The organism is Vampirovibrio chlorellavorus (assembly GCF_003149375.1).
Lineage (GTDB): Bacteria > Cyanobacteriota > Vampirovibrionia > Vampirovibrionales > Vampirovibrionaceae > Vampirovibrio > Vampirovibrio chlorellavorus_B.
In genome coordinates, this window is record NZ_QFWH01000001.1 from 416,091 (window position 1) to 434,967 (window position 18,877).

Annotated in this window: 18 protein-coding genes; 7 read left to right on the top strand and 11 right to left on the bottom strand. The window is 55.1% G+C overall.

Annotation, left to right across the window (positions count from 1 at the left end; genetic code table 11):
• The first annotated feature begins 27 nt into the window (after nt 1-27).
• From dapF to DF283_RS02035, 3 genes are all read left to right on the top strand, one after another.
• Complete coding sequence (gene dapF / locus DF283_RS02025; protein WP_303672986.1) at nt 28-939, top strand: diaminopimelate epimerase; 912 nt, start codon at nt 28-30, stop codon at nt 937-939.
• A gap of 152 nt (nt 940-1,091) precedes the next feature.
• Nucleotides 1,092-1,322 (top strand): hypothetical protein, encoded by a 231-nt coding sequence (locus DF283_RS02030; protein ID WP_303672988.1) that lies wholly within the window; start codon nt 1,092-1,094, stop codon nt 1,320-1,322.
• Between the two features lie 88 nt (nt 1,323-1,410).
• A complete protein-coding gene (locus tag DF283_RS02035) occupies nt 1,411-3,291 on the top strand; it encodes a YncE family protein (RefSeq protein WP_303672989.1) in 1,881 nt (626 codons plus the stop codon).
• A gap of 86 nt (nt 3,292-3,377) precedes the next feature.
• Here the strand turns inward: DF283_RS02035 and DF283_RS02040 are convergent, their stop codons facing one another.
• From DF283_RS02040 to lnt, 4 genes are all read right to left on the bottom strand, one after another.
• Nucleotides 3,378-4,325, bottom strand: a complete 948-nt coding sequence (locus DF283_RS02040) for a S66 peptidase family protein (RefSeq protein ID WP_303672991.1) — start codon at nt 4,323-4,325, stop codon at nt 3,378-3,380.
• Nucleotides 4,326-4,406: 81 nt separating this feature from the next.
• Nucleotides 4,407-5,300 (bottom strand): hypothetical protein, encoded by an 894-nt coding sequence (locus DF283_RS02045; RefSeq protein ID WP_303672992.1) that lies wholly within the window; start codon nt 5,298-5,300, stop codon nt 4,407-4,409.
• Nucleotides 5,301-5,852: 552 nt separating this feature from the next.
• On the bottom strand, nt 5,853-7,049 hold the full coding sequence (locus tag DF283_RS02050) for a tetratricopeptide repeat protein (protein WP_303672993.1): 1,197 nt from the start codon (nt 7,047-7,049) through the stop codon (nt 5,853-5,855).
• A 162-nt stretch (nt 7,050-7,211) separates the two neighbouring features.
• On the bottom strand, nt 7,212-8,738 hold the full coding sequence (gene lnt / locus DF283_RS02055; RefSeq protein WP_303672995.1) for an apolipoprotein N-acyltransferase: 1,527 nt from the start codon (nt 8,736-8,738) through the stop codon (nt 7,212-7,214).
• Between the two features lie 32 nt (nt 8,739-8,770).
• Here lnt and ruvC point away from each other — a divergent pair, with 32 nt between their 5' ends.
• The 3 genes from ruvC (at nt 8,771) to bioD (ending at nt 11,129) form a co-directional block, all read left to right on the top strand.
• On the top strand, nt 8,771-9,307 hold the full coding sequence (ruvC, locus tag DF283_RS02060) for a crossover junction endodeoxyribonuclease RuvC (protein ID WP_303672996.1): 537 nt from the start codon (nt 8,771-8,773) through the stop codon (nt 9,305-9,307).
• A 107-nt stretch (nt 9,308-9,414) separates the two neighbouring features.
• Nucleotides 9,415-10,434, top strand: coding sequence for a saccharopine dehydrogenase family protein (locus DF283_RS02065; RefSeq protein ID WP_303672997.1), 1,020 nt, complete (start codon nt 9,415-9,417; stop codon nt 10,432-10,434).
• A gap of 17 nt (nt 10,435-10,451) precedes the next feature.
• Nucleotides 10,452-11,129 carry a dethiobiotin synthase gene (gene bioD, locus DF283_RS02070; protein ID WP_303672999.1) on the top strand — a complete coding sequence of 226 codons (678 nt, stop codon included), beginning with the start codon at nt 10,452-10,454 and terminating at the stop codon, nt 11,127-11,129.
• Between the two features lie 111 nt (nt 11,130-11,240).
• Here bioD and gcvPB read toward each other — a convergent pair whose 3' ends face one another.
• From gcvPB to DF283_RS02100, 6 genes are all read right to left on the bottom strand, one after another.
• Entirely contained in the window at nt 11,241-12,734 is a 1,494-nt protein-coding gene (gcvPB, locus tag DF283_RS02075; protein WP_303673000.1) for an aminomethyl-transferring glycine dehydrogenase subunit GcvPB, read from the bottom strand.
• The gene (gene gcvPA, locus DF283_RS02080; protein WP_303673100.1) at nt 12,734-14,149 is read right to left on the bottom strand and encodes an aminomethyl-transferring glycine dehydrogenase subunit GcvPA; all 1,416 of its coding nucleotides are present in this window, start codon (nt 14,147-14,149) and stop codon (nt 12,734-12,736) included. The genes gcvPB and gcvPA overlap by 1 nt, the downstream gene beginning before the upstream one ends.
• A 248-nt stretch (nt 14,150-14,397) precedes the next feature.
• Entirely contained in the window at nt 14,398-14,799 is a 402-nt protein-coding gene (gene gcvH, locus DF283_RS02085; RefSeq protein ID WP_303673002.1) for a glycine cleavage system protein GcvH, read from the bottom strand.
• Nucleotides 14,800-14,822: 23 nt separating this feature from the next.
• Nucleotides 14,823-16,001, bottom strand: a complete 1,179-nt coding sequence (gcvT, locus tag DF283_RS02090; protein WP_303673004.1) for a glycine cleavage system aminomethyltransferase GcvT — start codon at nt 15,999-16,001, stop codon at nt 14,823-14,825.
• Nucleotides 16,002-16,099: 98 nt separating this feature from the next.
• A complete protein-coding gene (locus DF283_RS02095; RefSeq protein ID WP_303673005.1) occupies nt 16,100-16,255 on the bottom strand; it encodes a hypothetical protein in 156 nt (51 codons plus the stop codon).
• 82 nt (nt 16,256-16,337) lie between these two features.
• Complete coding sequence (locus DF283_RS02100; protein ID WP_303673007.1) at nt 16,338-17,177, bottom strand: TlyA family RNA methyltransferase; 840 nt, start codon at nt 17,175-17,177, stop codon at nt 16,338-16,340.
• A 101-nt stretch (nt 17,178-17,278) separates the two neighbouring features.
• On the opposite strand from DF283_RS02100, the gene pth reads away from it, so the two are divergent.
• Nucleotides 17,279-17,872, top strand: coding sequence for an aminoacyl-tRNA hydrolase (gene pth / locus DF283_RS02105; protein ID WP_303673009.1), 594 nt, complete (start codon nt 17,279-17,281; stop codon nt 17,870-17,872).
• Here the strand turns inward: pth and DF283_RS02110 are convergent.
• A complete protein-coding gene (locus DF283_RS02110; RefSeq protein WP_303673010.1) occupies nt 17,861-18,637 on the bottom strand; it encodes a hypothetical protein in 777 nt (258 codons plus the stop codon). The two genes, pth and DF283_RS02110, sit on opposite strands and share 12 nt — an antisense overlap.
• Nucleotides 18,638-18,877: the final 240 nt, after the last annotated feature.

The window sequence follows — 18,877 nt, forward strand, 5'->3', positions numbered from 1 at the left end:
CGTTGAGCGAATATGAGTTCTCCAAAAATGCACGTAAAACTCCCGTTTACCAAAATGCACGGCTTGGGTAACGATTTTGTCCTGCTCTCTGGCCCTGATGTGGCTGGCCTGGATCTGCACCCGGATCGTCAAAAAGAAACCCTGGAAAAGCTGGCCGCCTTTTTGTGCGATCGTCACTTCGGGATTGGCGCGGATGGCCTGATTTTGCCTGTGCCTGCCTCAGACTCCAGCCGTTTTGACACCCGTTTTGTGTATTTAAATGGGGATGGCAGTTGGGCTGAAATGTGCGGTAACGGCATCCGCTGCTTTGCCCTGTTCGTGAAAGATTTGGGTCTGGTGGACCGTGATTCGTTCACCGTAGAAACCCTGGCTGGGCCCATTAGCCCCAAAATCAATGCGGATCGCACCGTCACCGTGGACATGGGGCCGCCCATTTTAGAGCCGGCCCTGATTCCCTTTGCCGGGGATAACGCCAAAGTGCCTGTGCAGCGGTTTGAGCTGGACGTATTGGGGCGGAAGATTCCGGTGACTCCGGTGAGTATGGGGAACCCGCATTGTCTGGTGTTTCAGGATGAATTGCCTCAACAGCTCGATCCGGCGGTGTTTGGCCCGGCGCTGGAAACCCATCCTGCTTTTCCGGCCAAAACCAATGTGGAATTTGTGGAAGTGCTGTCCCGGCAGGCGTTAAAAGTCACCGTTTGGGAGCGAGGCTGCGGCTTTACGCTGGCCTGTGGCACCGGGGCTTGCGCCACTGGCGTTGGCGCCATGATGTTGGGCAAAGTGGATTCGGTGGTGAATGTGGCCTTGCCCGGCGGCCCGCTGAAGATTGAATGGAACGGCCAGCCGGAGGATCACGTCTTTATGAGCGGACCTGCCGCCTATGTGTTCAAGGGTGAGATCGAGGTACCCGCCTCTATTCTGCCCAAAGTACCGGCTTAGTGGGTGGTTATTGTGCTGGCTGGACAGTGTGCGCCTCAATCGAAAAACTGTTTTTGATTTTGCCGTCATCCCCATTGGCGGTACTTTTAACGCTCGTTAGCTAATCACACAATGCATTACGTAGTAGTTGATATTAAAGCAAAGGTTAAAAAATGATTCCAACAATTGGTTTTATGATTGGTGCTTACATAATTGTTAAGATGTTTGCATTGCTTTCACCAGATAACAAATCCTCAGTCTGGATTATCACCCAATTATTAGCAGTATGTTGCATCATCGTGGCGGCTGGGTGCTTGTACAACTTGGGGCTTCAGTCAAAAGAGGCGACTGAACTAAACCAGCGGCAGTCTAAAATATTAGAGCAGTTTGGTTCAAGCTATTAAATCCTTCACTTGTCTTGGATGATCCCTTCATCCGAAAATTTCCCTATAAGCACAAGCGAATAATGAGTTATAAAGCGAAGAGAATGATATGACAGGACTGCGATCCCCGTTTAAAAAAGGCTTATTGGCTATGGCCGCCAGTGCGTTTCTGGCGTTTGGGGGCGTGGGGGCCTTGTCCGCCTGGGCCACGGACTTGCCGCCCGGTGTCCTGAACTATCTACGGGAGAAGGATCCCCAGGTCAAGGTTCGGTTTGATGGCCTGGTGCTGTTCAGCAACGGGGAGTCCTATGTGCCGGTCATTCCTCAGGATCCCGATCTGCACCCTGATTCCCAGCGGGTCATCGCGGTGTTGCCCGAGGGCGCTGTGTATCCCGACCTGATTCAGTTTGACAACAACTTTTTTCTGATGCGCTTGATTCTGACCTCTTCCGGACGGCTGACCTTTCCCAAAATGTCCGAATACCCAATGCAGTTGCGGGAAGGCCTTTTGCCCCAGGACTTTTTGATCCCCGGTAACCTGTTTATCCCGGTGGAATTGAAGATATTGCTGGGCTCCCTGCCCTACAATCCCTCGTATGTCCCGGAGAAAAAGCCGGTCATCGTTCCGCCCGCGGTTGCCTTGTCCCAACAGGCCGGACAAAGCGCCCCTTTGACGGTGGGAAACCGCTTGACTTATGTTTTTGACCTGAACAACCAAAAAATCCTGGCGATTGAGCCTTTGACAGGCAAGATCACGGGAGAAGTCGCCCTGGAGTCTGTTCCGGCTGGTTTGGAGCTTTCACCCGACGGTAAACTGCTGTTTCTGCCCTGTTTGTCCACCAATGAGCTGGTGGTGGTGGATACCGGCTCTAATCTGGTGAAAACCCGTGTACCGGTGGGGCAACGACCCGACTCTGTGCTGTATATTCCCGGCATGAAGGAAGTGATTGTCAGCAATCGTTATTCACCCTTTCTGTCGGTGGTGGATGGGGAGAAACTGCAAGGCGGGGTCAAAATCGATTTGCCCGGTAATGGCGGGGTCATGGCTCCCATCCCGGCCGACACCCGGCTATTGGTGGCCGATTCCGGCAAGGCTCAGCTTTATTTGGTCAATTTGAAGACCCGGGCGGTGGAGAAGACCATTCCGGCCTTGCCTGATATTTCTGTGTTGCGGGCGTTCAAAAATACCGCTGGTGAACTGGAAATCTGGGTGGCCAGCCGCAGTAAGGATGAAGTTTCTGTCCTGAGTCTGGAGGGTACGGTACTCAAGACGCTGACGGTGGGAAAAAAGCCGGTGGATATGCTCACCTACCAGAACAAGCTGTTTATTTTATCCGCTGGCGATGCCCGTTTTGATGTGGTGGATTTGACCAATCGCACGCTGCTGCCTGCCATTCCCCTGTTGAGCGATACCTTTCCGGCCAGTGCGGTCAACGCCCCTTCCGAGCAGCGGGCGTATGTGGTCACCGCCGGTTCCACGGACCTGATTGTGGTGAACCTGGCCACAGAGCAAATGGAAAAAAGCCTGCCGGTCAAGTTTCGGGCTGGACTGATTGCCATGACCCCTGATGCTGCTGAGAAAGAGCCGGTCATTCCGGTCATTGAGGCCGCTGGAATATCAGTGCCACAGGGCGCAGCGTCAAAGTCCCCTGCTTCCTCCAAGCCGGTGACGCCGGTACAGCCATCGGCCACCCAGGGAAATAGCGGCAGATTGACCCGTAAATTTTCCATTATTAAGTTCGGGCAAGAGACGGGCGCCCAAAAAGCCCCCTCGGATAAGGACAAGAAAAATGCGTCTGGCCGTTTGGGCCAGTCCGGCTCCGATTCCTCCCCCGTGGAGCCTGATAAGGCCGATTTGCCGGTGAAGGCCGGGGCTCGTCTGGAGCAACCGAATGTCCTGCCCGCGTCCGCCGATGTCCCGACCGATGACGCGTCGGGCGGCAACTCCGCCGGTGGTCCGCTTCTGCCGTTGGACGACAAGCGCAAGTAGCAGTCCTTGGGCCCGTGTTTTATAAGACGGGCGTGCCGTGGTTTTCAGGCCCGTGTTGCCGTGTTAAAAGGCAGGCTCTGTCTGCACTACAGGCTCACCGGGTTTTCCAGCAGCCTCAGGGTGCCGGTGGTGGCGTTGAATTCCGCCAGGCAGCCGATGGGCAGGGTGGCGGTCTGCTCCCCATGCCCTACCGAAAAGCCAAAGCCCACGGGTACTTTTAAAAAGCCGGTTAGTTCTTGTAAAAACGCTGGCAGGGTCTGCTCCGGCTCGGTTTCAATTTCCGAGAAATCCGCCAGTAGCAGCCCGGCAATGCCATCCAGTAGCCCGGCCATCCTCAGTTGCTGGAATTGGCGGTCCAGGGTGTAGTATTTTTCGTGCCAATCTTCAATGAACAGGATATGCCCGTCGGTGCGGGGTTGAAAGGGCGTTCCGCACAGGGCGGTAAGCAAGGAAAGGTTCCCGCCCATCAGCCGCCCTTGGGCCACCCCCGGCTGAAAGCACTGGTAGGTGTTTTGGTTGGGGATGCGGTAAGGGGCTTGGTTCTGCCCCTGAACCATTTGTAATAGTTGACTTTGGCTGTAGGGCTCGTTATGAATGAGATTGGAGGTGAGCATGGGCCCGTAAAAGCCCATGAGCCCCGTTTGTTGGTAAATAGGCAGCAGCAGGGCGGTAATATCGCTGAAGCCAATAAACACTTTGGGGTTTTGTTGAATCAGGGCAAAGTCCAGTTGGGGAAGTAGTCGGGTGCAGCCATAGCCGCCCCGGGCGCATAAAATGCCTTTCACTGCTGGATCGGCAAAGGCCGCTTGCAAATCGCTCAGGCGTTCGGCATCGGTGCCCGCCAGATAGAGGCGCTTGTTTTTGGCATTGGGCATCAACTTGACCCGAAAGCCCGCCTGCGCCAGCAGGGCAACGCCTTGGTCAAAGGGATCGGGTTTAGCGGAATCAGCGGGCTCAATGGGCGTGGCCCCGGCCGGGGAGAGAATGGCGATGGTGTCACCGGGCTGTAGGGCTGGGGCTTTGGTGGGGATCATGTGGAGCGTCCTTGAACAAGCAATAGAGCCAGGCCATTAAAGACCTGACTCTATTATTTTAGTTGATTATTTAGTGGTCGATTATGTAGCGGTTGCTGGCTTGTCTTTGCCTGCGTCACCTGTGGCTTCAGCTGGCTTGTCTTTGCCTGCGTCACCTGTGGCTTCAGCTGGCTTGTCTTTGCCTGCGTCACCTGCGGCTTCAGCTGGTTTGCCTTTGCCTGCGTCACCTGCGGCTTCAGCTGGTTTGCCTTTGCCTGCGTCACCCGTGGCTTCAGCTGGCTTGTCTTTGCCTGCGTCACCTGTGGCTTCAGCTGGTTTGCCTTTGCCTGCGTCACCTGCGGCTTCACTCTCGGCTGATTTCGGCGGGGTCAGCTTGGTGTTGTAGGCACCTTCCGCCGTTTTGATGGCTTCCTCAAGATCGGTGACTTCCTTGGATTTGAGGACATCAGCCACCGCTTTATCTGCTTTCACGCCTTCAGCGATTTTATCGACATAGGCGGAGTGGGCGTTTTCAAGGTTTGTAAACAGCTTGTAATTTTCTTCTGTGACTTCCGATTGCAGGTTCTTGTCTTTCAGTTCATTAAACGTCTTTTTGAACTCTGTGACTCGGCTGTCCACGTTTTCTTTGTTTAAGTTGTCGTCAAATGCTTTTTTGGCTGTTTTGAGTTTATTAACCAGTCCATCGGCGGCAGTCTTTAAATCACCTGTGAGTTCATGCAGGGCTTTGGTGCCATATTCATTGCCGGAACCTGAGAAGATGTTTAATTTACCTTTATAAATGGCGATACCAGTGTAAACGGCGGCTCCAATACCGGCAGCAATGGTGCTAATGCCTTTCCAGCTGCTCCAAAAATTGCCGCCGGATAAATTGTTGTTATTATCGGCATAGCCACCCGAAGGGTGCTGAAACACAGTGCCTTGCGGGTTGCCAGCGGCTGGCGCGCCGTTGGCAGGGGCAAAGGCGTCCTGGCCCATGCCAGCGGGCATCCCGGGAGTCATGGCTGCTTGGGGTACGCCGGGAAGGGCCATATTGGAAAAAGCACCCGGACCGCCCGGCATCGGCAGACCAGGCATGGGGGGGAGGGGGGGCATGGGGTTCTGTCCACCCAATCCCGGCTGTGGAAGCAGCATAGGGTTTGTGGGAGCATAAGGGGTATTGGGGGGCAGGTAGCTCATTGGGGAAAATCTCCTGAATTTTGGGAAACTTGCTTAATCTTGCCTTCTAAAAACCCCTCAATGGATGTTTGTGCGACATGACTGAAAGTTGAGTGTGAAAAATCTTAATAATCGGGCGTGCAATGAACACCGTCACAGGCGCAGGGCTGGGGGGGATTCAGGCAGGAAGCGTTTCAGCGGATGTGGGATTTAAAATTTAACTGAAAGTGAGGTAATTAAAGTGAGGCTATTATTGATGAAAGAAAAAAGGCATGCAAGGACAAGGCTTTTCAGGGCCCTTTCATGGTTTGTGGGTCTGGAAAGCGGACATGGCAAGGGGGAAGCCCCAACCATGAGTAAGCGGATTGGTTTTTAGCCCAATCCACCCAGAATCAATTGAGCATATTCCCCGGCTTCCCCCTCAGGATCCAGGGCCACGGTTTTCTCCAAATGGCGCTTGGCGTTCTCCACCTCACCCAGATTCAGGTAGCAGGTGGCTAAGTCACTGTGGCACCAGGGATCGTTCGCCTCGCTTTTCAGTTGAAACTGGTACTGGTTCAGGGCCTTGTCCCACTGGCCCAGTTTGGAATAAATGCGGGCCAGGTTTAAAAAGGTACGGAAGTCATCGGGGGCCAATTCTTGCGCTTTCAAAAAGTATTCTTCAGCGGCGGGGTAATTGCCCAGATCTTCCTGGGTGTTGGCAATGTTAAAGTAGGGGTTGATGTAGCCGGGGTCATACTCAATGGCTTTATTCCACCACTGGAGGGCCACCGCATTTTTGCCCAGCAGGGCACAGCCCACCCCAGCCTCGGTGGCGTAAATGGCTTTATTTCTGGCGGAGGCCCGGGAGATTTTAAGGGCTTCCCGATAAAAAATAACGCTTTTTTCCAGCTCGTATTCGCTGCGAAAACATCGGGCCAGGTGGTAGTAGGCTGTTTCCATGGCAGGATCTTCCCGCAAGGCGCTTTCGTAAAGCGCAATTTTTTCCGTATTGTTGGAAACGTGGTGGGCCTTGAGAATCAGCTTGATGGCCGAGAGCGAATTGCTGGCAACTGGTAAGTCCTTAGGGCGGTGGCAGATTGTTTCAGGCTCAAGGGTTTTTAGGATTTGATAGACCACAGAATTAATTACCCGGTTTAATTCATCCACCGGAATTTCAGGATCCCCGCCATCGCCAATGTTCTCGGTATCCAGGCTGAGAACGGTGTTATCGGTGAACACTATTACGTCTTGGGCCAGACTGTACAGGCTGATTTCAATGTGCAGCTCGCTTTTAATTTCTGCAGACTGCTGAAGAACTCCGGTTAACAGGAACTGGGTACGGGTGGACTGGCAGATTTGCTTCAGTTTGTTCAGGGAGTCTCTGGTGTAAAGCGCATCGCAAGCGTGCAGCCACTGGGGTTCCACTTTATCGCTGACGGTGGCCAAGTCCTTGTATTGAACGTTGGTCAGTCGGGCGGCCTGACTGAGGATGCCATACATCAAAAGTTCTTCGCACTGGTGAAGCAGGCCGGAGGGGGATGGTTTATATAATCCAATGGCCACCAGCTTTTGCGTCTCGGATCTCATGATGACGTTGTGTTCTCCCAATCCCACTAGGCGTTTTAGAGATGCGTGAACTCTACCCGTTCAACAGTAAAGTGATCGTTCGCTATTTTTAGTATAAGCCCACTCTGATATTTATTGGGGTTCTTCTCCAGTATGACCTGTGCGGGTGGCGTTTTGCCTCGGTCAGTTGTTGTAAAAAAGTATCTGGCTCTGCCGGGGCTTGGGCCTTGCCGACATGGGCGGCCAGGGGTGACTCTGTGTCAGGATGGCCCCCGTGCCGGACAAGATGGCCGATATGCCCGTATTGCTGGCAATGGCCAACGGTGTTCTGCTTTCTGCCGCCCGCAGTTGGCCGATGGCCAGAAACTGGGCCTCAATCAGCGGGTTTTGATGAAACCAGCCCAGATTGCTCAGGTTGATGAGTAAATCGGCACCTCGCTTGCGGTAAGCCTCAGTGAACGAGCCGTCAATGAGTTCAAAGCAGACCAGTCCGCCCAGTTGGTAAGGGCCTGCCGCTAAAGGCTGGGTGCTTTGCCCCATAGTATAAGGGGCGGAATACTCCACCTGAAAGGTTCGCAAGGCCTTGCTCAGAAAATCGCCCAGCTGGTACGGGGTGTATTCTCCAAAGGGAACCAGTCGCCGCTTGTGGTAAAAACGGATGGGCTCCTTTGCGGTGGCCGGTAATAAAGCGATGCTGTTGAACAGTTGCCCGTTTGGGGATTGGCTACTGATGCCCAGCGCAATGGAAACGGCTTTCAGTTGGGCTAGATGAGCCAGTTGCCCAAGAATCGGGTGATCCAGAGGGGATGCCAGATCTACCAGGCCGGGGGCTGCCCCTTCTTCCGGGAGTAAAATCAGGCTGCCCGTTGGAAAATACGTGGTTTGTATGGGATGCAGGTATGCGGACTTGCTCTCTTCTTCGGTCAACTGGCCGGAGCGAATGAGTTCAATGGGCAAATTGGCCTGAACGATGGCCACCGGCATCGGGATATGGGCACCCTTCTGCGGCTCCGGTAATGCGTTGAGCAGGGCTAATAGGCCCGGTAGACAAAACAAGATTACCGTTTTCAGGATGTTTGGGCGATTCAAAGGATTGGCTTCGATTGCTCGAACACTTTCAGCCAGCAGCACGGCATAAACAATCAGTGAAAACACAATGCCCACTCCCCCCAGCTGGCTGGCCAGCCAGCGCAGGGGCCATAATCCGGCTTGTGTATATTCCAGTAAGCCCCAGGGGAGGGCTAGTGGGGTGGCATTTAGCATCGAAAACAGTGCAATCCATGCTAGGGGAAGTCCAAAGAGCCGCCAAGCAAAAGGCTTATTAGGATCGGCCAGTCCAAAAAATCCACTGGTTAGAAGCCCCCCCTCGGTGCCAATCAGGAGCCATCCAGCCAGCGTGACCAGGCGGCTGCTAAGTTCATCAAAGCCCAGCCAGGTCAGGGGGTGTAAATCGAAAAACCAGAGGCAGTATGCGGCCTGAAAGCAAAACCCGAACCAGAATCCGCCCCAGGCCCTTTGTTGAAAGGTGGGGCATTGGTAGGTCCATAACAGTGCCGGGGCAATGGCCAGCCAGGCCAGCCACCACAGGTGGTATCCCGGCGCGCTGAGCCCCAATAACACTCCGAAAAATGCCATCGGCAAGGGCTTTTTCTGAAAGTTGGCCGCCAAGAACGTCTGTAAGCTGGACGACTGGGGAAAAGAAGCTGTCATGCGGGGATACGGTCTCTTGCTATAATGCCGCTATGAGAATTTTAGGCATCGATCCGGGATTGGGCAGAGTGGGCTTTGGCCTGGTGGAAACCGTGCGGGATACCAACTGTTCCGCAGGCTGGGCGGGGGAGGAGTTCGGGGCGTGCCAGTGGGGGATTATCGCCACCACCAAAGATAAGTCGGACGGGGCCCGCCTGCAAGAGATTCACGATGATCTCACCCAGGTTCTGGAGCAGTTGCGGCCCGATGTGGTGTCCCTTGAGCGCTTGTTTTACTTTCGGAACAACACCACCATTATACCGGTGGCTCAGGCCCGGGGGGTCATCCTGATGTTGACCCATCGCTTTAACTTACCGGTTTACGAGTATACCCCCATGCAGGTCAAGCAGGCGGTTACCGGCTACGGTAAGGCTGAAAAGGCCGAGGTGCAGGAGGCTTTGATTCAGTTGCTGAAGCTGGATAAGAAGCCCACCCCGGATGATGCCGCCGATGGCCTTGCTTTGGCGGTGTGTTACTACAATCAGGTGGGTCGGCTGCAGGTGCTGCAAGGGGCTGGGAGGGCGCTCTAGCGGAAAGCGCCACAGCGCCTGAGGGAGGGGTGTGGTTGTTCCACTGGCGTCTTTTGGGTAGAGTTGGATTATATATGCCATCAGCACAACGAGATGAGGATTTTGCGATGCAACAGGCAGTACGTGTGGCCGTTTTTGGTTTTGGTGGACTGGGCAAGGGCATGGCCCGTTTAATTCCCCATCGTCCTGATTTTAAGTTGGTGGCCGTGGCCGACAGCCAGGGCTTTGCCTTTAACGCCAATGGCTTGTCCCTGAACGAGTCTTACGAACTGAGCCAGCCTTTGCACTCCGACTCGGACTCCATCATCAGCCTGCTGAAGGCTCATGCCGATGAAATTGACGCTGTGTTTATGGCCTTGCCCAACTTGCCGGTGGAATTTTTCGCCGATACCGTGAAGCGCATTGTGGAGGAAACCGGCTTTAAAGGGGTGTTCGTGGACGCCCTGAAGCGCACTGAGGCGGTGGAGCGCTTGTTTGCGCTGCACAACGAATTGAGTGAGCAAGGGATTTTGTACGTCACTGGGGCGGGCGCCACTCCCGGCTTCCTGACCACCGTGGCCGCCGTGGCCGCGCATTCCTTTGTGGAAGTGCTGGATGTCAACATTCACTTTGGGGTGGGTATTGCCAACTGGGAAGCCTACAAAGCCACGGTACGCGAAGATTTTATTCACCTGGAAGGCTTTGACGCCAAGCGGGTAGCCTGCATGAGCGATGAGGAAATCGCTGAAGAGCTGAGCGTCCGCAACGGCTTGCTGAAGCTGGTGGACATGGAACACGCCGATGATGTCATTCTGGAACTGGCGGGCGTTTGCCCCCGGGATCGGGTGCGTGTGGGCGGTTTGGTGGATACCCGTAACGCCAAAAAGCCGGTGAATACCACCGTTACCGTGACGGGCCGCACCATGAGCGGCGCCGTGGGCAGTCATCAATTCGTGGTGAGTGATGAAGCCACCATGGTGGACAACGTGTGCGGCCCTGCGCTGGGCTTTATGCTGCGGGCGATTGAAATGCACCAGCGGGGTTTCTACGGCCTGATTACTTCCGCCGACATTATGCCCCGCTTTGCCAGCCGGGTGCCGGGTGAGCAGGCTCAGCCTCTGCAAGCGGACATGGCCCTGAGCGTATAGCCTGAGCGGACTCGCTGATGTCTCTGTTTATTACCGGCACGGACACCGGGGTTGGTAAAACCGTTCTGACTGCCGGGTTGGCGGCCTTGCTAACCCGGCAGGGCAAATCCTTCTGCGTGTTTAAGCCCATTCAAACCGGTTCGCCGGACCCCAGTCACCCGGAAGATCCCGAGCGGGTCAAGCATCTGGTCAGTGCGGAAGTGCCCACCTATTGTACGTACTGCTTTCCGTCGCCAGTGGCTCCTTATGCCGCCGATCCGCAGCGAACCATTCAGCCTCGCCGAATCTTGACTCAGTTCAAGGAGCTACAGGCTCGCTATGAAGTGGTGCTGGTGGAAGGGGCCGGGGGCGTTCGGGTGCCGGTCTCTCCACACGTTGAAATGCTGGATCTGGCTCGTATGCTGCAATTGCCCGTGGCAGTGGTGGCTCGCCCCAATTTGGGAACCATGAACCATACTTTACTGACCGTGGACGCCCTGCTCGCCCAGCGGCTGGAGGTGAAGGGCGTGGTGATATCCAATTGGCAAGCCGATGATCCCGATCCGGCGGTGCATAGCTTGCGGGAAACGCTGGAGCCGTTTCTGGCGGTGCCCATTTTGGGCTTATTACCGCCCTTACCCCAAGCGGCGGGCAGTTTTCTGGATGCGGCGGTCATCGAGCCGTTTGCACGCCTCAATTTGCTGGAAGCCCGCTGATTTTTTGATCAGGCAGAGTGCCTTTCAGTCCTTGCCTGTTGAGCCAGGCCCATTTTGTGCAGAGAGCCGTTATTCAGGTGGACACCTCTGCGATGGGTGCTGCCTGTTTACTCAGGAGGCGGACTGGCCGAAGTAATTCAGGTTGGGATTCCGGGCGGCGGCCACTTCATCCACTTTGCTGACCGGCGTGGTGTGGGGGGCGTTCAGCACCAGTTCCGGCTGGGTGCGGCACTCTTCGGCAATGGCCTTCATGGCCGCTACAAAGTGATCCAGCGTGGCCTTGGACTCCGTTTCGGTCGGCTCAATCATCATGGCCTCCGGCACAATCAGCGGAAAGTACACCGTCGGCGGGTGATACCCATAATCCATCAGCCGTTTGACGATGGCCATGGTGTTCAGGTGCGAATCATGCACTTTTTGCTTGGCGTTGGTCAAAATAAACTCGTGCTTGCAAACCTGATCAAAAGCCACCTGATAGTCTTCCTGCAGGCAGGCTTTGAGGTAGTTGGCGTTCAAAACGGCATCCTGACTGACCTGAGACAGGCCTTGCGATCCGTAAGCCTGAATATAGGTGAGGGCCCGAGCCATCATCTCAAAATTGCCGTAAAAGGCCTTCACTTTGCCCACCGACAAAGGCCGATCCTCGTTCAGGAAGTATTGCTGCCCGTCAAAATCGGCAATGGGGGCTGGCAGGTAGGGGGCCAGGGTTTTGGTCACGGCTACCGGGCCGCAGCCGGGGCCACCACCGCCATGGGGGGTGGCAAAGGTTTTGTGGGTGTTGATGTGCATGACATCAAAGCCCATTTGAGCCGGTTTGGCTTGGCCCATCACGGCGTTCAGGTTGGCGCCGTCATAGTACATAAAAGCGCCCACCTCATGCACCAGACGGGTGATTTCCAGAATATCCTTCTCGAACAAGCCGACGGTACTGGGATTGGTCAGCATGACGGCGGCGGTTTTTTCCGAGAGCGCCGCTTTGAGGCGATCCAGATCCACCAGTCCATTGGCCCCGGATTTGATTTCCACGATTTTATAGCCACACATAGCGGCAGAGGCCGGATTGGTGCCGTGTGCGGAGTCGGGGACGATGACCTCGGTGCGCTGGGTGTCTCCGATATGGGCAAAATGGGCCTTGATCATCATAATGCCCACCAGTTCCCCTTGCGCCCCGGCGGCCTGCTGCAGACTCACGGCGTCAAAGCCGGTAATATCGGCCAAATACTGCTGCAAGGTGTAGATGATTTTCAAAGCCCCCTGGCTCAAATGGCCCGGGGTCATGGGGTGCAGGCGTGTCAATCCGTCCAGCATGCCGTAGTAGTCGCACACCTTGGGGTTGTACTTCATGGTGCAGGAGCCCAGCGGGTAAAACTCCTTGTCAATACAATGATTGAGCTGAGACAGGCGTAAGAAGTGCCGCACTGCGTCCATTTGGGAAATTTCCGGGAGGCGTGGGGCCGTTTCTCGTAAAAATTCCGGGGGAATTAAGGACTCCAGCGGTGTTTCGTCGACGCCGATCGCTGATAGGCTAACCCCTTGGGCCCCTGCGTGGGAGAGTTCGAAAATGGAGGGTTCCAATACGGGGGTGTTCAACAGGGGGGCGTTCATTAGCAGGTGGCCTCCATTTGTTGCAGAATCTCAGGGGGTTGCGGGGTGCCGGGTGGGGCATTCAGCTTGAGGAACTTCCGCACGGCTTCCACATAGCGCTCAATTTCACTCGGTGAAGTCATTTCGGTGCAGGCAATCAGCAGGCAGTTTTTGGCGTCCGGGTAAAAGCGCTCCAGGGCAATACCGCCCAGAATGCCTTCTTGCTCCAGATGCTGGAGCAGAGGGGCCACCGGCACCGGGAAGCGCAGAGCCACTTCTGAAAAGAAGGCTTGGCCGGGTTTGTACAAATTGACGCCGGGTAGTTTTCGTAATGCGCTGGCCAGCGCGTGGGTGCGTTGCAGCGATAGATTGGCCAGGTGCTTTAGGCCGTTGGGCCCCACCAGAGTAAGATACACCGTGGCCTTGAGGACATTGAGGGCCTGATTGGTGCAGATGTTGCTGGTGGCCTTCTCTCGCCGGATGTGTTGCTCCCGGGTTTGCAGGGTCAGGGTGTAGCACTGTTTGCCGTGGCGATCCACCGTTTTGCCCACCAAGCGTCCCGGTAATTGCCGCACATACTTGTTTTGGGTGGCAATATAGCCGCCATAGGGGCCACCGAAAGACAGGTGATTGCCCAAGGGCTGGATATCGCCGGTGACAATATCGGCTCCGTAGCTGCCGGGCGCTTTAAGCAGTCCCAGTGAAACCGGTTCGGCGGAAACGATGAAGAGGGCCCCGGTGGCCTGGCAAAACTGGCGGATACTCTGGGTTTCTTCCAGTCCTCCCCAGTAGTTGGGCACTTGAACGATTACGCAGGCGGTTTTTTGGGCCTGCGGATGGTTGGGATTCAGTGCTTCGCCGGGTTTTAGCGGATCAAAGGTTTCCACAGTCACTTCGCCCAGCCCGTTGGCGTAGGTTTGCAGCACTTTGCGGTAGTCCGGGTGGACTGAGTTGGCGATGAGAATGCGATGGCGGCGAGTGGTGCGCATGGCCATAAAGGCGGCCTCCGTCACGGCGGAAGCCCCATCGTAGACCGAGGCGTTGGCCACATCCATGCCGGTCAGTTCGCAGATCATGGTCTGGAACTCGTAGGTCACTTGCAGGGTGCCCTGGGCGATTTCCGGCTGGTAGGGGGTGTAGGCGGTGTAAAACTCGGAACGGCTGGCAATGGTATTCACGGCCATGGGGATAAACCGGTTATAGGCCCCGCCCCCTAAAAAGCAGGTGAGTTCTGTGCCCTTGTTCTGGCGGGCCAGGGCTTGTAACTCGGCCTGTAACTCCGCCTCGGTCAAGCCCTGTTGGGGTAGCACCGAGTACTGCATATTCTGGCGCAGGGCGGCCGGGATGTCACTGAACAGGGCGTCGATACTTTTTACCCCGATTTTGGCGAGCATCAACTGACGTTCCGCCTCGGTGTGGGGAAGAAAGTTATACATCACTTTGCCTTTCCTCTCTTTTGCCTTTTTTCTCGGTGTGCAGCCCCATGCAGGGTTTGGAGTGCGCTGCGCTGGATGACCCCTGACAGTTCCACTTGTTGGATGCGTAAGCGGTTTAACAATTGCGTTTGGACGCCTAGTATCCGCAAATACCACCATGGTCATTATAGTACGACGAGTTACCCCCGCCAAGTGAGCAAGGGCAGGTTACTGTTCAGAGCCGGTCAAGACAAACGTTAGGAGCGACTTTAGTTGGCTTCGCCGATGAATTTCAGGTAGCTGTCGGCGTCCATCAGTTTTTTTAAATCATCCGGGTTGGAGAGCAGAATTTCCAGCATCCAGCCGCCGTTGTAGGGATCGTCGTTGACCATCTGGGGTTCTTCGCTCAGTTGGGTGTTTACGGCGATGATTTCGCCCGCTACGGGCAAATAAAGCTCGGACTGGGCTTTAACGGACTCAATGGAGCCAAAGGACTCATTCTGGTCAAAGGTTTGGCCCACATCCGGCAGCTCCACAAACACGATGTCGCCCAATTGTCCGGCGGCGTATTCGGTAATGCCCACTCGCACCCGATCATCATCCATGGTGCGGACGTATTCGTGTGTCTCTGCAACTAAAATGTCATCCGGCATAATGAATTCGGTCGCCATGGGGGGTAATCTCCTAACGGGCTCTACTTCTGATAAAAAGGTCTTTCAACGATCTCAGCGTCCACATCCACCCCACGCACCCGGATTTGAATGGTGTCACCCGGGCCGATGACCGTTTGGGAGCGAATATAGCCCATGCCAATAGGCACATTGAACAAGGGTGAAATGGAGCCGCTGGTTACAGTGCCCACCGGTGTACCGTTTTTATAAATGATATCGTGCTGGCGGGCAATGGTTCGTTTGTTGATGGTAAAACAATAAAATTCCTTGTCCAGCCCTTTTTCCTGTTGCTGGCGGAGGGCCTGCTTGCCGATGAAATCTCCCGGCTTGTTGAGCTTGACCGACCAGGCCAGTCCAGCCTCCAGCGGCGTGTCAGACTCGGAAATGTCGTACCCGTGTAGGGGATAGGCCGCTTCCAGGCGCAAGGTGTCCCGCGCGCCCAGTCCAATGGGCTGCAAACCGATGGGTTTCCCCAGATCCAGCAGTAAATCCCAAAGGTATTCCGCTTTGGCGGCGGGAACAATGATCTCCACCCCATCTTCCCCGGTATAGCCGGTTCTGGAGAGGAGGACGCCCGTTTCCTGAATGGTAGCGTCGGTAAGCTGGAAGCGCTTGGGCAGATAGTCCGTATCAAAGCCGGTGCGGGCCAATATATCGGCGAACAGGGGTCCTTGTAGCGCAAACAGGCTGTAATGCGCGTACAAATCCTGAACCTGAATTTGCGGGTAATGCAACGCTTTGGCCTGAGTGTTCAGCCAGTCAAGGTCTTTTGCCGCATTGGCCGCGTTGCAGATGACCATAAATTCCTGAAATTCAGGGAAGGCGGGGAGTTCAGGCAGCATATACACAATGACGTCATCGATAATGCCGCCCTGTTCGTTTAAAAACTGGGTGTAGAGGGCTTTCCCCGGAAACAGCTTGCGTAAGTCCTGTGGCACCAGTCGATCCAGAAAAGCCCGTGTGGTTTCCACATCCCCACAGGAGACAATGACCAACGCCATGTGGGAAATGTCAAACAGGCCTGCCGCTTGCCGGACGGCATGATGCTCCTCCAGCACTTTGCCGTATTGCAACGGCATTTGCCAGCCTGCAAAGTCAACCATTTTGGCGCCCCGGGCCACATGGTTACGGTAAAGCGGTGTTTGTCTGGCGATTGTATTTAATTCAGGAGCGTTTGGCTCCGGCGTGGGTTGGATGGTCATAGGTAGATTTTTCACCAGCCCCTGCCACTTGTCAAATTTAAAGATCCATTGGCCTGGAACGCGTTTCAGCTTGGGATGTTTTTCAGATAGCGGATGACCTACGGCAGCAGCCACACCGTTAAAGCGTATGCCAAGCCAGCCAAGGCAACCTGAATCGCAAGGTTCTTCACAGGATTGGCAGGACTGACGCTGATGGCGATGGCCTTGGGTTGAGAGGGGTGCTGATTCGCACGAGAAGTTTGATAGGGTCGCATTCAGTCTTACGCTCCATCGTTATCTGCTTCTATATCCGCTTCGACGTTTCTGGTGAAAACTTTAGGGGAAAATTCTTTTTTGTTACGAAGCGTGTGTCTGGTAACTTTGCTCAATGACTTTTTCAATGAGAGACGGGTTTTCCCGCAGGGAAGAGCCATCTGCTCGGTAACATCCTCGGGTATAGTATAGCAGAAATTCGATATTTCCTTTTGGGCCGGTTATAGGAGAAAAATCCAGACCGGCCAAAGTCCAGTCCGGCAGTAAATCGTGGAGATCCCGAAGCACTCCGTTCACAATGGTTTTATGGGTTTCCAGGCCTTTTACCACTCCTTTGAATTTGGTGTCCTGAATGTAGTCCTTATGCTCGAACTGGGGCTTTAGCAGGGCAATCATCTCGGCATCCGGGCCAAGCAGGGCGCTTAAAGGGGGCAGCACCTTTTTTAAGGAGATGAACGAGGTGTCCACCACGCCCAGCGTGGGCTGTCCTTCCAGTTGTTCCGCTGTAAGTTCCCGAATGTTGGTTTTTTCCAGCACCTGAACCCGTGGGTCGCTGCGCAGCTTCCAGTCCAGTTGCCCATAGCCCACGTCTACGGCTATCACTTGACGGGCCCCGTGTTGCAACAGGCAATCGGTAAATCCCCCGGTAGAGGCCCCCACATCCATGCACACCCGATCCTGTACCGTAATTTCAAACCGGGGAAGGGCCTTGGCCAGTTTCAGTCCCCCACGGCTGACAAAGGGTTGCAGCCCGCTGACCTCAATATCGGTTTCTTCCACCGAAATCAGGGTGCCCGGCTTTTTCAGGACCTCTCCCCGCACCTTGACCTTGCCGTCCATAATCAGGGCCTGGGCTTGAGCCCGGGTACCGCATAGGCCCCGATCCATCACCAGTTTATCCAGTCTTTCTTTTTGAGTGGCCACGGCTTGGTTCTCTTTTTGATCGCTTTCTTTTGCATCTCTTATTGTAGACTTTTCTATACTACAAGGAATGGGCATCCCGAGAAAGCAACGCAAACTGGCTTATGAGCGATAAATATCTCATTGTGGGGCTGGGCAATCCCGGCAAACAGTACGAGGCCACCCGCCATAATATTGGCTTTATGGTGCTGGAGGCCCTGAGCCGTCGGGCCGGTATCGTCGGCAAGTCGGAGAGTCGCTTTAAGGCCGTGGTGGGTCTGGGCCGTCTGGGCAGTTACCCGGTGATTCTGGCTCAACCGCTGACTTACATGAATTTATCGGGTGAAGCGGTGCTGAAGCTGATGAACTATTATGATGTGCCCCCGGAGCGCCTGTTGGTGATTTATGACGAGGCGGCCTTGCCCTTCGGCAAAATCCGGGTACGGCCCGCTGGCAGTGATGCCGGTCAAAAAGGGGTGCGCTCCATTATTCAGCAGTTGGGCGGTAATCAGCAGTTCGCCCGGCTGCGGGTGGGCATTGGCTCTCCCCCCCCGCCCATGGCCATGCCGGATTTTGTGCTGTCCAAATTCGCCCCGGAAGAGCAGAAACATCTGCCAGAGATTATTGACGCGGCACTGGATGCCGTGGAAGCCTGGATGAGCGTAGGGGTGGAAGAAACCATGACCCGTTATAACGGGCGCCTGTTGTTACCGCAGTGACGAGTGACCGCTCGCCCATTGTTTCAGGCATTTGGCCAGCGGACGGTAGCTGTGATCCAGCACAAAGTTTACTCCATGGTCGATGGGATGCACGATAAAGGGGATGATGGCCATACTGCCGATTAACGGCAGGGCGATACACAGGTTCTTTTCGGCTTTAGGCCCCCATTTTTGAACCATTTCGGCGAATTTTTGAGAGGGCTTTAGTTTTTGCAGCAGGTGATCGTCAATGCCTTTTTTCAGCTTGCCCAACCAGCGCTGATCGAAGCGGTACCAGCCTTTGGCCTCAATCTCGTGGCTGATTTCATGCTGAAGTATTTCCTTGACCGCCTTTTGCTTGCCCAATAGGCGGTTTAGTCCCAGCTTCAGACTGTCCCGGGTTACGGCCACCAAAAAGGCCGGAATGGAATAGCTGGCCCCATACTGGAACAGGGCTGCATCCAGACCCGAGGTGGTGGCGCTGAGGACTTGAAGCCCTTGGCTCTCTCCGGCGTTTCTGGATTGCCGGTACCCTTTGACGGCTTTGTCAAAGGCATCCAAAGCCACGTAGCCACCCACCGCGGTATAGGAGTGCTTGACGATGCCATCGGCGTTATTGCTGGTAAGGGAAGAGGCTTTGAGCAGGTCCTTGAAGGATTCCCCCAGTTCGTTTACGTACCCCAGATAGCGCAAAGGCGTATCTCTATAGATATCTTTAGCTGCTCCCGTGGCCTGCTGGTGATGGTGGGAGCCTTGATGGGGCTGGTGATGGCGGGGTGTGGCCATGGGAGCCATTCCCTGGGCCGCCGACATTGGGTTTTGATTGGCAGGCGTCGCATGGAAGGCTTTGGTGGTTGCTGGACCACTCCAGATTGGGGAAGGCGATGCCAAAGAGGCTGGGCGAGCAGGGCCATAGCCGTTAGGCGGGTATGGCTGCTGGGCCGTCCAGACGGGGATTGGCGGTAAGGTATTCGCTAGAGTCGGTTGCAAGGTCTTTGAATCTCTTTGCGGATATTACAGGCTTTA